At 38.5% G+C, this 13,144-nt stretch carries 13 protein-coding genes, 1 pseudogene and 1 riboswitch; of the genes and pseudogenes, 6 read left to right on the plus strand and 8 right to left on the minus strand.

Going from position 1 to position 13,144, the window contains the following annotated elements; translation table 11 throughout:
* Window positions 1-19: 19 nt before the first annotated feature.
* Window positions 20-388, minus strand: a complete 369-nt coding sequence (locus tag SFC66_RS12360) for a hypothetical protein (RefSeq protein WP_411219034.1) — start codon at window positions 386-388, stop codon at window positions 20-22.
* Window positions 389-492: 104 nt separating this feature from the next.
* Window positions 493-578, minus strand: a riboswitch (cyclic di-GMP riboswitch).
* 431 nt (window positions 579-1,009) lie between these two features.
* Between SFC66_RS12360 and SFC66_RS12365 the strand changes: the two genes are divergently transcribed.
* The 3 genes from SFC66_RS12365 (at window position 1,010) to SFC66_RS12375 (ending at window position 4,022) form a co-directional block, all read left to right on the plus strand.
* A complete protein-coding gene (locus SFC66_RS12365; RefSeq protein ID WP_411219035.1) occupies window positions 1,010-1,504 on the plus strand; it encodes a hypothetical protein in 495 nt (164 codons plus the stop codon).
* Between the two features lie 303 nt (window positions 1,505-1,807).
* Complete coding sequence (locus tag SFC66_RS12370) at window positions 1,808-3,220, plus strand: YhgE/Pip domain-containing protein (protein WP_411219036.1); 1,413 nt, start codon at window positions 1,808-1,810, stop codon at window positions 3,218-3,220.
* 145 nt (window positions 3,221-3,365) lie between these two features.
* A complete protein-coding gene (locus SFC66_RS12375) occupies window positions 3,366-4,022 on the plus strand; it encodes a TetR/AcrR family transcriptional regulator (protein WP_411219037.1) in 657 nt (218 codons plus the stop codon).
* 338 nt (window positions 4,023-4,360) lie between these two features.
* Here SFC66_RS12375 and SFC66_RS12380 read toward each other — a convergent pair whose 3' ends face one another.
* From SFC66_RS12380 to SFC66_RS12395, 4 genes are all read right to left on the minus strand, one after another.
* Entirely contained in the window at window positions 4,361-4,978 is a 618-nt protein-coding gene (locus SFC66_RS12380) for a DUF2812 domain-containing protein (protein WP_411219038.1), read from the minus strand.
* Entirely contained in the window at window positions 4,971-5,318 is a 348-nt protein-coding gene (locus SFC66_RS12385; protein ID WP_411219039.1) for a PadR family transcriptional regulator, read from the minus strand. Before SFC66_RS12385 ends, SFC66_RS12380 begins: the two co-directional genes overlap by 8 nt.
* A gap of 227 nt (window positions 5,319-5,545) precedes the next feature.
* On the minus strand, window positions 5,546-5,719 hold the full coding sequence (locus tag SFC66_RS12390; RefSeq protein ID WP_411219040.1) for a hypothetical protein: 174 nt from the start codon (window positions 5,717-5,719) through the stop codon (window positions 5,546-5,548).
* Between the two features lie 273 nt (window positions 5,720-5,992).
* Entirely contained in the window at window positions 5,993-6,451 is a 459-nt protein-coding gene (locus SFC66_RS12395; protein ID WP_411219041.1) for a hypothetical protein, read from the minus strand.
* Between the two features lie 363 nt (window positions 6,452-6,814).
* Here SFC66_RS12395 and SFC66_RS12400 point away from each other — a divergent pair, with 363 nt between their 5' ends.
* The gene (locus SFC66_RS12400; protein ID WP_411219042.1) at window positions 6,815-8,500 is read left to right on the plus strand and encodes a methyl-accepting chemotaxis protein; all 1,686 of its coding nucleotides are present in this window, start codon (window positions 6,815-6,817) and stop codon (window positions 8,498-8,500) included.
* 64 nt (window positions 8,501-8,564) lie between these two features.
* Here SFC66_RS12400 and SFC66_RS12405 read toward each other — a convergent pair whose 3' ends face one another.
* Window positions 8,565-8,753 (minus strand): hypothetical protein, encoded by a 189-nt coding sequence (locus tag SFC66_RS12405; RefSeq protein ID WP_411219043.1) that lies wholly within the window; start codon window positions 8,751-8,753, stop codon window positions 8,565-8,567.
* A gap of 12 nt (window positions 8,754-8,765) precedes the next feature.
* A complete protein-coding gene (locus SFC66_RS12410) occupies window positions 8,766-9,962 on the minus strand; it encodes a class I SAM-dependent rRNA methyltransferase (protein ID WP_411219044.1) in 1,197 nt (398 codons plus the stop codon).
* Between the two features lie 202 nt (window positions 9,963-10,164).
* On the opposite strand from SFC66_RS12410, the gene SFC66_RS12415 reads away from it, so the two are divergent.
* Both SFC66_RS12415 and SFC66_RS12420 read left to right on the plus strand, forming a co-directional pair.
* The gene (locus SFC66_RS12415) at window positions 10,165-10,509 is read left to right on the plus strand and encodes a winged helix-turn-helix transcriptional regulator (RefSeq protein WP_411219045.1); all 345 of its coding nucleotides are present in this window, start codon (window positions 10,165-10,167) and stop codon (window positions 10,507-10,509) included.
* A gap of 168 nt (window positions 10,510-10,677) precedes the next feature.
* Window positions 10,678-11,694: pseudogene (locus SFC66_RS12420) on the plus strand (zinc-binding alcohol dehydrogenase family protein).
* Window positions 11,695-11,855: 161 nt separating this feature from the next.
* Here the strand turns inward: SFC66_RS12420 and SFC66_RS12425 are convergent.
* Entirely contained in the window at window positions 11,856-12,632 is a 777-nt protein-coding gene (locus SFC66_RS12425; RefSeq protein ID WP_411219046.1) for a putative hydro-lyase, read from the minus strand.
* Window positions 12,633-13,144: the final 512 nt, after the last annotated feature.

Raw genomic sequence — 13,144 nt, forward strand, 5'->3', positions numbered from 1 at the left:
AAATTATGGTAGTCGCTTATTACATGGAATGACTTAGCTTATCAACAAGTCTTCCTGTGAACTCAATTCTTTCCAGGGCGTTCCGGATTTGAACCTGTGCAATTTTAGAAGAAGGCTTCACGACGATGGTATCCTTGAAACCCAATGTGGAGTAAAATTGCATCGTTTGCTCCAGCTGCGGCACAACTTTGGATGGTACCGGCGTCTGATGCGTCGCATTGACAACAAATGTATAATCTCTTCTGGTTACTTTACCGATCGTGTCTTGAAGGTCGACCATATATCCGTCTGCGTCTGCCTCCCTCATCAATCCATTCACTTGAACAAGTACTTGCTTGGAACCCTCTTCAATCGACATTTGATACTTCTTTTTATCCACTACTATCATCTTGTCATCTCCCTTTTCTAAAAAACTTATCTAACCAGTGATTAGGACTAGCACGTAAAAAAAGCTATCCATAACAGTAAGGATAGCCAACGAAGTATTATATACTTGGCAACCCGACTATCATCATCCATTGGATATTAGACTCGTAGCTTTGCGTCCCTATCTTTCAATAGGTTTGCCTATTAATTTATACGATTGTAGTTCAAAATACATATAACCATTCTCTTACATACCCTAAAGCATTATAAATTACTCATATTTTTTTGTCGAATTTCAAAAAACTATCTGTTACATGGGTAATTCAATTTATACTACATAAAATCATATAGATATTTAAGACTATCACACAATCTTATATCGGCTAAATTAAGATAATCTGTATATAAAAATCGTATTAATTGTTTAAAGATATTCATGATATAGAACCTCTCCAATATTATTGGGAACAATTTAAGTCTCAGAAAGGAATTTTCGGCGCCAATACATTGTTATAACAGATCAAACAAAAGATTTTGTTCCGTCTACGCACTTTTACAATATGTATGGATTCTCTAGGCATGCACCCAATCCTTTGGGCTGCTTCCTACATACCTTGCAGGGAAAGCAATGGAGGTAAAGCATATGACCAATTTTTATTCATTTCACGGAACGGTAACAATGATCAGTGATTTCCAGGGCAATGGAAGAGCGGACGGGTGTTATAAATTCTTCACTGTCGAAAATGAAACAGGATCCATCGTGAACTTTGTTGTATCCCCAACGACTTACTTCGTCGATCAAGCAATGGTATCGGTCGGCGATCGCGTGACAGGTTATTATGACGGAGATGCACCAGCGATTCTCATTTACCCTCCCCAGTATCCAGCGCTCGTCATGGTCAAAGAAAACCCAGAGCAAAATGTAAAAGTCAGTTTCTTTAATAATCAGCTGGTGAGCAGTGACAACCAATTGCAGCTGATTATTTCACCCTACACGCCACTGCTGCTGACAAACGGGCAAGCATTTACAGGCAATCCCACAAACCGTGATCTGATTGCAGTACACGGACCAACAACGATGAGCATCCCGGCGCAGACTACTCCCTATCGGGTGATTGTTTTGTGTAAGAGTTTGTAAACCAGCAGATGAATCACATGTAATAACACGAAAAACGAATCCCTTTTAAAGGATTCGTTTTTTCAATTTAACCTCAGAGTTCTAGAGTTCTATTTGAAGAAATTTTTTTGAATGGTCTTTTCCCCTTTGATCTTTATTGATCACTTATGAGACAGCACTACCCGCCATTAATAAAAAGTGAGTAATCACTTTACTAAAACTAAGCCGTATTATATACTGACCGTGTTAACAACATGGCTTCATTCAACAGCGTAAAGATAGTTCGCATTTTAGCAATACAAATCTAAAGGAGGTTTTAATGAAATGAAAGGTGAATGGGTATCACTGATAAAAAACAAGGTGGTTTTGATCGGTCTGATTGCTGTACTATTTATACCGATTCTGTATTGCGGCACATTCCTATGGGCGTTCTGGGATCCATATAGTGAAACGGATGATCTTTCAGTAGCTGTTGTCAATCATGATGAAGCCGTTGACTTTAATGGAACTCAGTTGAATTTTGGAGATGAAATCGTTTCCAAATTAGAACAAAACGATAACTTTGGGTGGGAGTTTGTCTCAGAAGAAGAAGCTATGGAAGGCCTAGAAGATAGCAAATACTTTATGATGATTGAAATTCCTAATGATTTTTCCAATAATGCAGCCACTGCTTTCAGTGCAGAACCCAATCAACCGAACCTTCGATATATGCCGCATGAGAGCCTCAATTTCTTGGTGAGCACGATTGAAACAAGTGGTGTAGAAAAACTGCAGCAAGAGGTTTCGAGTACATTAACATCAAGTTACATTCAAACCTTGGCAGATTCCATCAATCAAACAAGCAATGGAATGACTACAGCCAGCGAATCGACAACCCAATTAGCAGAAAGTATAGCAGGTATGCAAGATACTTACGAAACAATGGTACAGACTCACCCTAATCTTGCTTCTTCCCAAAAGGAACAATCAATATCTTCTTTTAATGCCATTAATGAGGGTGCGAATAGCATAGCCACCAGCTTAACAGATGGAACAGAGCAACTTCGAAACATTAATCTCTCCCAGGAAAACCTGGATATGATTGCATCGCCAGTCACAATCAATACTGACAAGTTTACAAGTGTTCCGAACTACGGACACGGATTTGCACCATTCACATTATCTCTTGGTCTTTTTATAGGAGCTATGCTGATTTCGATAGTTTTTCCTGTTCGGGAACCAGTAACAAAACCGACTTCTTCATTTGGCTGGTTTATTAGTAAATTCAGCGTGATTGCAGTAGCAGCTAGCATTCAGGCAATTATTGCTGCAGTATTTCTCTTAACCGTCCTAAACTTAGAAGTGGGCAATGTTGGCTATTTCCTGTTATTTACTATCTTTTCTAGTTTGGCTTTCGTCACTCTGATACAACTGGTCGTTTCCCTATTAGGAGAAAAAGGAAGATTCATCATCATCCTGCTGTTGATTTTACAAATTACCAGTAGTGGTGGAACATTCCCGGTAGAAATGATTCCGGCCGTCTTACAGGATGTGAGTAGCTTCCTACCAATGACCTTCTCCGTTTCTGGGTTTAGAGCACTTGTAGCTAACAGCAATTATGATCTGATGTGGCAGAATATCGGTTTTCTATCCATATTCGTACTCGTTTCCATGCTGGGGACGTTACTATACTTAACCATTAAATCCAGAAATAAAGATCAAGAAAAAAGAGAGATAGCAAACAAAAACTATGTGTAAAGAAGCCAATCAAGGGATGATGTATTTGTGCAGTAAAGAAAGCACTATGATAAAATAAGTTAACTGAGATACCATGCATTCTGCCTTAAAAAGCAACTTGCATGGTTTCTTTCTAAAATAATCCATGAATTGGGAGAAATAGTTTATGGAACAAAAACTATCTGATAAAATCAAAAAAATAAATGAAGAACACATGAAAGTGACAGAGAAGCAAAGCAAGATCATTGAAGCTGCCATTGAAGAATTTTCTCGAAATGGTTATGCCTCCACTTCTACCAGTCAAATAGCTAAAAAAGCTGGTGTTGCGGAAGGTACGATTTTTCGACATTATAAAAATAAAAAGAATTTATTACTCTCCATTGTTACACCTACGATGACGAAATTGATTGCCCCGTTTGTAATGGATGGATTCGATACTGTCTTTGACAAGAAATTCGATACTTTTGGTGATTTCCTTAAAGCTATCTTAAAAAATCGAGTCGATTTCATTAGAGAAAATTTATCGATATTAAAGATTTTCATGCAGGAAATCTCTTTTCATCCCGAATTACAGGAAAACTATAAAGAATATATCGCTCAACCGTTATTCAAACGTCTGGAGAATACCATCATCCATTTCCAGGACAAAGGTCAAATAAAAAATCTTCCTGTTCATACCGTCATCAGGTTTACCGCTTCTACAGTCGTTGGGTTCTTATTCACCAGACACATTATCTATCCAGATATGAACTGGAATGATGATAAGGAAATTGAACAAACAATAAACCTTATTATAAATGGGCTTTCGCCGGAAACGGATTAAGTTCCGAATAATTGATTAAACTCAATGATGATCATGGAAGTTATGTTACTACTATGTAATCAACAAGAAAATACCATACGAAACAAGACTGCTTTTTTCAATTAAAAAAGCAGTCTTTTTATTCGCTCCTCTTATTACCGCGTCATTTCCATTCTCTTTCAAAATGATTTTATATATATGAAGATTTTAATGATCAGGACCCTTTCTAAATAGCATTCTTTTAAACATTCTTCAGATCGCAGTGAATAATCAGTAATAAGATGTCAGTAAAATCTTCAAAGTCATTCGTTCCTATAAAAAATCACCTCGGTCAAGGTTCCGAGGTGATTTCCCTATAGTTACTGTCTTTTATTCTGCAGATATAGCTTATTCGATTTATAACCAAAAACTAAATATAAAAGAATCATAATCGGAATAAATGACCAAGCAAAGCCTCTCATCAATGCAAAGGGTGTCTCAAAAAGGAAAGAAAACCAAAACGATGTTCCGGTCTTTTCCCATAGACCAGGTGTGAAATAAAGTTCTTTTGGATTTATCATTGCTTGAAAATCAACGATATCCGTCACATAAAAGGCAACTAAAATTGGTAAGAAACTTATCGCCATGCTGAAAAATGTATCTGCACACCTTTTATATTTCATGGCTTTTGAATCGCGATCAGAGAAGATTTCATCTCCGGCGTTTTCATCTATTTTCTTAAAATATTGGACTCCTGTACTTTTGGTTCCACTAAGGTGCTTCCAACCACTATCTTCAAACATCGTGCAATAATCAATAAAATCTTCTTTTCGCTTAAAAGTCCTGAAATCAATTCTTATTGTCGCTTCTTCAGATTTTTTTCCCCGCTTAAAGTGGTATCCGAGATACGCTTTATCCAGGTGATATCCTTCTCTTGCCATCTTCTCGAGCCATTGTTCTTCCTTGTCAAAGTCGATAAAGAATTTCACCTTATACATCTTCCATCCCCCCATTCCGCGCTATGGTTGGCGGCAGTAACTCTTCCGTCACACGGATGATGTGCTTCATCCGTTCACAATCCAGTCGCAAAACTTCGATACCTTTTTCCGTGATGACATATGTTTTTCTTCGTTTGTCTGTACTCTTCACTGTTTCTATCAATTGCTGTTTCAATAAATTCTCGATCGCCCCATACATTGTACCCGCAGCGACTTTAACCTTGTGGTTGCTCAATTGCTCTACTTTCTGCATCATGATGTATCCATGAGCAGGTTCAAGCAACGATAATAAAATGTAATACGTGGTTTCCGTTAATGGTAAGTATTTTTCTAAATTCATCTTGATCACTCCAACACTCAGTCAAACTATACAGTCTGACTATATAGTTTGGTTATATACAGTATGACTGTATACGTAAAGGTTATTGGTAAATCCGCCCAACAACCCGCCTCTGAAGATGCTGCAATTTTAAATCTTATTATCTATGGTAGGTTGGAAAGAGCAATACCACTGATAAACAAAAAAGGCGCACCTCTTCGGTCCGCCTTCCCAGTTATATATTCAGATTACTCTGCGTCATCATCTGTATCTTCTTCTGTGTCATCAGACTCTTGTTCTGTATCATCAGACTCTTGTTCTTCCATTCTGTCCTCATCTTCTGGATCATCGTCGGTCGTATTACATGCAGCCAGCGTCAAAATTGATACCATACCTAATGCCATCATCCATTTTTTTAGCATGGAATCTCTCCTTTGAAGAAATAAACGCACAAAGGCATAATAACAAACTCTTATTAAGGAACGGTCAAGATTTGGTAAATACGCGATAAATATTTATAGTGTATGCGGACTATTTTTTAAGAAAGGATACCTATAATTCTGTGAAACTCGATGGGTAGATAAACTATATCCCACTCAACATGTATTTCCGTCTAAAGGTAACATAACAGTGACCACAGATAAGCTACACTCATCTTTATTTTTTTAATAAATGATTCTGAAGCTCTGTAATGATTACAACCTCCTTGTTTCAACCGCCAACCTCAAGTTTGAGATAATTCCTAGAAGTACTATGAATGAACATACCAACTTCTCAAAAGTTGTTCCTAACAATTGCTGGATGAATCCCAGGAAGCACAGCACAACAATAAACCTGCTTAATACAGCTACACTTCTTTTGAAGCGAACTGCTTTATTTTCACCAGCAAAAATTGTGAAAAGTCCTCCCATGATGGAAATAATGATACTGATAAATGAGATTTTTATCTGAGCTTCAAAGGATTCAGATCGCCCCCCATTTACCCATGTGTACGGTAGAATGCCGCTAATAACTAACGTATGGATTAAAATTATCAGTGTGTAAAAACAAAGTCCTAAGAGGATGGCTGTCTTTATATTAATATTTCTAATTCCCTTTAACAAAAATGCCACCTCTATTTCTTCATTAGCATTTATATTTTCTAATGCAAACAACAGTTCAATATGCGAATTTACACTCTATATTTATGTACAGCTTCTGTTATTCATACTTCCATTTTTTGCATTGTTTACAGTTTTTAACCTATACCCTGTTGTATAATTAGACTTTGACATCCATTAATAAGATTTTTTATTTTTGGTTATAAATGCTAGTTTCTTACCTGAAAACCAGTTGGATTATTAGTGTAAGAGTTGAGTTTTACATAATATTTCTCCCTCTTATTTTAAGATGATAAAAATCTGTCGATACAAAACTATGTACGTAGTAAATCAATATCTACCTTACGCAGAGGATCATCAATGTAGTTTCAACCAGCTTTGCATCCAAGAATATCCGTAGAAGAAAGGAAAGAAATCATGAAAATAAAGACAAAACTTCTGGGAATTATCTCAATCTTAATATTTTCGTTAGTATTAATTGGGGGATCATCTATTTTCATCAATTCATCCATATTGGAGAAAAATACCCTATTAAAAGATGAAATGGCGCTTCAAAATCAGATCAAACACGTGCAGTACAGACTAGCTGGCCTGTCGAATGATGAGAGAGGCTTCATCATCACTGGCAATCAGGACTTCGCTGATGGAATGGAAGAAAAAGCGGATGACATCTTTTCTACTTTAGATCAGTTAGAATCACTCATACATAACCCTGATCATATAAATGATGTGGATGATATACGGGAGAACTTCGACCAATTTTGGAGTATGAATCAAGAAGTGGTATCACGGTTTGCAACAGATCCAGAAGCTGCCACTTCCCTCCACTTGGGAGAAGAGAGGACATTGAGGAAAGAAGTCTTGGATCCATCAGTAAATGCATTCGTTGATCAGTTGAACAACGATGTGAGCGATTTACAAACAGAAATTGATACATATGGCTCTATAAGTAAATGGTCCATCATCTTCGTTACGGTAATCTCAATTATTCTAGGTATCGTTTTGAGCATACTGCTTCTACGCTCTATTTTAGTCCCGCTTAGAAGTTTGAATAGGCAGCTTGAGGACATTGCTCAAGGAGATGCCGACCTGACACAGCAAGTCATTGTTAGAAATAAAGATGAGTTCGGGCAGCTGGCTGGCTCCTTCAATGCTTTTGTGGAATCACTGGCAGGCATCGTCAAACAGATCAGCAACTCCTCCCAGCAAGTTGCAGCCGCTTCAGAGGAACTATCAGCAAGCTCCGAACAATCAAGAGCGACATCCGATCAGATTTCAGAGTCCATGCAAGATATTGCAAAAACGAGTACCAACCAAAGCACCATGACAGAAAAGAGCTCCGCATCCATAACAGAAATATTAGAGAGCCTTTCCAACGTAGCAAGTAACACAAACAACATCGCCGAAAATTCATCTCATATGAAAAACAAAGCAGAGATGGGTGCGTCCTCTGTAAATATGATGTCTGGACAAATGACGTTGATTGATCAGTCTGTACGTGAAGCAGGAGACGGACTGGAAACATTAGTGAAAAGTACAACGGAAATCAGCAATATCTCTTCCCTCATCACGGACATTTCGGCGCAAACCAATCTCCTTGCGCTGAATGCAGCCATTGAAGCTGCACGAGCTGGGGAACAAGGAAAAGGCTTCGCCGTCGTGGCTGATGAAGTTCGCAAGCTGGCCGATGAAGCAAATCAATCTGCCAGCACGATTAAGCAATTAGTTTCCACCATAGAAACTGATTCAAAAGAAACAGTAAACAACATAATTAATGTCCAGCAAAATGTGGATTCCGGTATGAACTATGCCCATGAAAGCCAAAAGCAGTTCAACGAAATATTAAACCTCGTCGGACATGTAACGGCACAAATCCAAGAAGTCGCAGCCGCCACACAGGAATTAACCGCGGGCGTGGAAGTGATCCAGCATACACTCTCTACACTGGAGACAGGAACGAAGGAAACATCCTCCAGCTCCAAGGCAGTTGCCACAGCAACGCAGGAACAATTGAGTTCCATGGAGGATATATCGAATGCAGCTGTTTCGCTATCAGATTTAGCGGAAGAATTGCAGGAAGTTGTTAATCGGTTTACGTATTGAAAAAAGCTCTCTCAGAAAAATTATCTGAGGGAGCTCTTTAAAATAACTTCGAAACACTATGTTCTTATCTCGGTCGTTCTAACCCTTTATACTCCTCCATATATTTACCGCTATTCGCGACAAATGAATGGTAAAGTGCTTTAATTGCTAAATTTTTCTCTAAGCCCATTTCCGTTTTCAGCCTTTTCAACTCATCATGTAATTCTCTTTGTTGGTTAATTAATTTCGTCATTGTTGTTTTATTGTATTTCATTAGAACACATCCTTAATTCATTACCTTTATAAACACGACTTTTAGATAATTAAATTCGGGGTAATCCTGTGGCACAGTAAAATCTTCCGGCAGTTGGTATTCTTCCAAGATTTTGTAGCGTGTGTTGGATTCCGTAAAGGCTTTATCGATGAATGTCTTGAACTTTTTCATGTTGAAGCTGGCATTATTTGTGGATGCGATAATGATTCCGCCACGATTGGTAATCTTCAAGGTGTCTTGTATCAGCTTCGGATAATCCTTTGCCGTGCTGAATGTGATTTTCTTTGTTCGTGCAAAGCTTGGCGGATCCAATACGACAACATCATATTTCAATTCATGACGGGCCGCATAGCGGAAGTAATCAAAGACATCCATCACCTTGATGTCTTGTGCTTCATAGTCAATTTCGTTGACTGAGAATTGCTCGATTGTTTTTGGTAGGCTGCGTTTTGCTACGTCTACGCTCGTTGTCTTTGTCGCACCGCCAAGAACTGCTGCTACAGAGAAGGCACCAGTATAAGAGAAGGTATTCAAAACCGTTTTCCCATTTGAATAGCGATCGCGTAATGCTTTTCGAACGTTACGCTGATCCAGGAAAATCCCTGTCATGGCGCCATCATTTAAGTCCACCGCATATTTCATCCCGTTTTCCAGGACGATCAACGGAAACTCTCCCTTTTCACCTGACACATAATCATCTTGTTCCACGTATTGTCCATTGGTGTTAAATCTTAATTTCTCATATAGACCACGAACTTCTACCACTTCGCTCAAAGCTTTATATATATCTTCGCGGAAAGAATACATACCTTCACTATACCAACTCACCATATAAAAGCCGTCATAGAAATCAATGATCAATCCGCCGATACCGTCTCCTTCTCCATTAAATACACGAAAAGCAGATGTATCTTCGGCTTCATATAAGTTCTTCCGTTTTGCAACTGCAGCACTTATCTTTTTAACGAAAAACTGTGCATCGATCTTTTCCTGTTCCTTGCGGGTTAAAACCCAGCCTATACCTTTGTTTTGTAAACCGTAATATGCTGTTGCAATATACTTGCGGTTGGCGTCAACCAAGCGCAAGATGCTTCCTTCAGCCATTGTCATTCCTGCAGTATCGATTGCTTCTTTTGTGAGCAGCGGATAGCCATTCTTCATATCTTTAACCGATTTCGGTTTTACTTTTATTTCTACAAACTGTCTCATTTTGTCATCCTTACTTAAATTGGTGATTTAATTATGCCATTGTTTAAGAAATTACGCGATATTAGTATCTTATCTAATCTCTATACAAGAAATTCTCTGTTAGTCAGGTTTCAGGACAGGGTTTTATATAATGTTTAATTCTAATCTTTCGCTTATAATTCGAATAGGAAAAAAAATCATACAATGTAAGGGGCATTTTGACATGAGAGATAGAAAGAGCGGTTATGGTTATTGTCCGAATGATGAGGCTTGTCCAGTAGAATATACACTTGATGTGATCGGCGGGAAATGGAAAGGTGTACTGCTATATCATTTAATTGAGGGACCGAAGCGCTTCAATGAATTCCGAAGAATATGTCCGGGCGTCACACAGCGCATGCTGACGCTTCAGCTTCGGGAACTGGAGGAAGATGGCGTGGTTCATCGGGAAGTATATAAGCAAGTACCTCCAAAAGTGGAATACTCATTAACCGATTTCGGCAAAACATTGATTCCTATCATTTCTTTAATGAAGAATTGGGGAGAAACGTATAAACAATCTGTATGAAGCATTTAACTGTCAGCATAGCTGGCAGTTTTTTTACCCTTCAATAGTATAAAAATTTATACTATCCAACATAAATGTGCGTACTTACGCTTGGCAAATCAATAATTTATACTGACTGAGCAAGAAGAAAACAATCAGTCAGGAGTGACGATAATGAGTCAAGAAAAAATGAAAGCTATAGGTCTTTATAAATACTTACCACTAAATGATCCGGAAAGTCTGATAGAAGCGGAAATTGATAAGCCTACCCTTGTAAACAGGGATTTATTGATCAAAGTAAAAGCTATTTCTGTGAATCCAGTTGATACGAAACTCCGCTCTCCGAAGGCTACAGTTGAAAAGCAGCTAAAGGTGCTTGGCTGGGATGTAGCAGGTGTAGTAGAAGAAGTCGGCCCAGAATGCTCCTTATTCAAACCAGGTGATTAAGTCTTCTATGCTGGGAGCATAAAACGTCCCGGGGGCAATAGTGAATTTCATCTAGTGGATGAAAGAATCGTTGGGAAGAAGCCAGCAAATCTGGATTTTGCCCATGCAGCAGCATTGCCATTAACCGCAATAACAGCATGGGAAGGATTATTTAACCGCTTAGGCGTAAACACAGATCCTTCCAAAAATATAAATAAAAGAATCCTGATCATCGGTGCTGCCGGCGGAGTCGGATCCATTGCCATACAACTAGCCAAACATGCCGGCCTTGAGGTCATTGCAACTGCCTCCCGACCAGAGTCTACTGAATGGGTCAAAAAACTAGGTGCTGATCATGTCATCAATCACTATAATGCTTTCACTTCACAGCTAGTGAATATAGGGATGACAAATGTAGAATATATACTTTGTTTAAACAGTACCGAAAAACATTGGAGCAGCATGGCTGAAGCAATTGCACCTCAAGGAAAGATATGTTCGATTGTGGAAACCGATGAAGAATTAAATTTAACTTTATTGAAAAATAAAAGTGCAACATTTGTATGGGAATTCATGTTCACTCGATCCAGCTATGAAACGGACGATATGATCGAACAGCATCACCTTCTGAATGAAGTAGCTCGCCTCGTAGATTCCGGGATAATCCTGACAACTGTTACAGAAAAACTGACACCGATAAATGCAGGGAATCTTCGTAAAGCACATGCAATTCTTGAGTCAGGACGTACAGTTGGGAAGGTAGTTCTGGAACAGTTCTGATCAGAACTTTTGATAATAGATAATATAACTTACCCAATAGATAAAGGGGGTAGCAAATAGCTATCCCCTTTATCCATTCTATCTATTACAAACCAACTTACTCTGCAGCGTATTGACTACTGCTTTAATATGATTCAAAAGGAGTAAAATTTGTTGTGACGTCAAGATCTATTACGTAAAAACTCCTCATTCGTCACATCCGTCACAAACATATGCCCTGGCGCATGTGTAATTACTAAAGGAATCTGTGAATGAATGGCCGCTGATTGAGGTGTCACGCCGCATTCCCAGAAGACGGGTGTTTCCCCTTCTCCGAACTCCGTGAATTCACCAAAATCAGGTTTGCTAATATCCTCGATGCCGATTTCTTTCGGATCTCCAACGTGAATTGGCGAACCGTGCATGTTTGGAAACTGTGCTGTAATATCAATTGCCTTTTGGACTAGCTCATTTTTAATTGGTCTCATGGAAACTACGACAGGTCCACTAAATTCTCCAGCTTGCTTCGTTTGCCGGTTTGTTATGTACATCGCCACATTTTTGTTCTGCTCAATATGTTTCAAAGGAACGCCTTCCTTTAACAATGCACTTTCAAAGGTAAAGCTGCAGCCGATTAGGAACGATACAAAGTCATCCTGCCAAATTCCTTTGAGATCTTGACGCTTTTCCGTCAATTTGCCGTTCTCATATACAAAGTAAAGCGGGATATCACTCCGAATATCCGAGCCAGCAGCAAGAGCTGATTCCACCACTCCTGGTTCCAATACATCAATGATCGGACATGACTTCGGGTTACGGTTAGCGAATAACAGAAAATCAAAAGCATATTCTTTTGGGACGATTGCTAAGTTTGCTTGCACATAGTCATTGGCCACTCCAGAAGTGTGGGTATGATGTTCACCGGTTCTGATTTTTTCCCTTAAAGTGCTTGGATTCATTTGTAACTCCCCCTGTCTATATTTTATTTATTACATTCTACATGCGTACTTGTCAAATTGCTGTCGTTAACTGCACACCATTACCATTCTTCACATGGAATTGTAGACAATTTAATTTCAAAATATAAGATTGAACAGGATAATAGAATCACCTAATAAAAACCAGATCGAGACGATTATTTATTATGTCCTTAGCCTTATTTTTAGAGGTTGACTATAGAGGTATATTGAAAAAGTAAGGGAGGAAAGCCTTTAAAAATTAAACTGGCAATCACAAATAATTAAGGTTATCTTTCTTCTTCTATAAAGTCTGATTAGCTAACTCCAGTTAGCAAACCTATAGTGATTTATAAATACTTAATCAGTATAATGATATTACTGGAATTTCTTATTATGATCCCAATTCCATGTATAGTGGAACTCTTTAACACTTTGTTAAGACATACGCTTGGAGTTAAGATACCAATCTCCTATAAATCCTACGGGGTGGCTTCAAGAACTAGTTTGTATAT

This window comes from Terribacillus saccharophilus (assembly GCF_046592895.1).
Classification (GTDB): Bacteria; Bacillota; Bacilli; order Bacillales; family Amphibacillaceae; genus Terribacillus; species Terribacillus saccharophilus_D.

What these genes read in the sequence shown, in the direction of transcription:
- SFC66_RS12360 (WP_411219034.1), bottom strand. Translation starts at nt 388, where the DNA reads ATGATAGTAGTGGATAAAAAGAAGTATCAAATGTCGATTGAAGAGGGT.
- SFC66_RS12365 (WP_411219035.1), top strand. Translation starts at nt 1,010, where the DNA reads ATGACCAATTTTTATTCATTTCACGGAACGGTAACAATGATCAGTGAT.
- SFC66_RS12370 (WP_411219036.1), top strand. Translation starts at nt 1,808, where the DNA reads ATGAAAGGTGAATGGGTATCACTGATAAAAAACAAGGTGGTTTTGATC.
- SFC66_RS12375 (WP_411219037.1), top strand. Translation starts at nt 3,366, where the DNA reads ATGGAACAAAAACTATCTGATAAAATCAAAAAAATAAATGAAGAACAC.
- SFC66_RS12380 (WP_411219038.1), bottom strand. Translation starts at nt 4,978, where the DNA reads ATGTATAAGGTGAAATTCTTTATCGACTTTGACAAGGAAGAACAATGG.
- SFC66_RS12385 (WP_411219039.1), bottom strand. Translation starts at nt 5,318, where the DNA reads ATGAATTTAGAAAAATACTTACCATTAACGGAAACCACGTATTACATT.
- SFC66_RS12390 (WP_411219040.1), bottom strand. Translation starts at nt 5,719, where the DNA reads ATGCTAAAAAAATGGATGATGGCATTAGGTATGGTATCAATTTTGACG.
- SFC66_RS12400 (WP_411219042.1), top strand. Translation starts at nt 6,815, where the DNA reads ATGAAAATAAAGACAAAACTTCTGGGAATTATCTCAATCTTAATATTT.
- SFC66_RS12405 (WP_411219043.1), bottom strand. Translation starts at nt 8,753, where the DNA reads ATGAAATACAATAAAACAACAATGACGAAATTAATTAACCAACAAAGA.
- SFC66_RS12410 (WP_411219044.1), bottom strand. Translation starts at nt 9,962, where the DNA reads ATGAGACAGTTTGTAGAAATAAAAGTAAAACCGAAATCGGTTAAAGAT.
- SFC66_RS12415 (WP_411219045.1), top strand. Translation starts at nt 10,165, where the DNA reads ATGAGAGATAGAAAGAGCGGTTATGGTTATTGTCCGAATGATGAGGCT.
- SFC66_RS12425 (WP_411219046.1), bottom strand. Translation starts at nt 12,632, where the DNA reads ATGAATCCAAGCACTTTAAGGGAAAAAATCAGAACCGGTGAACATCAT.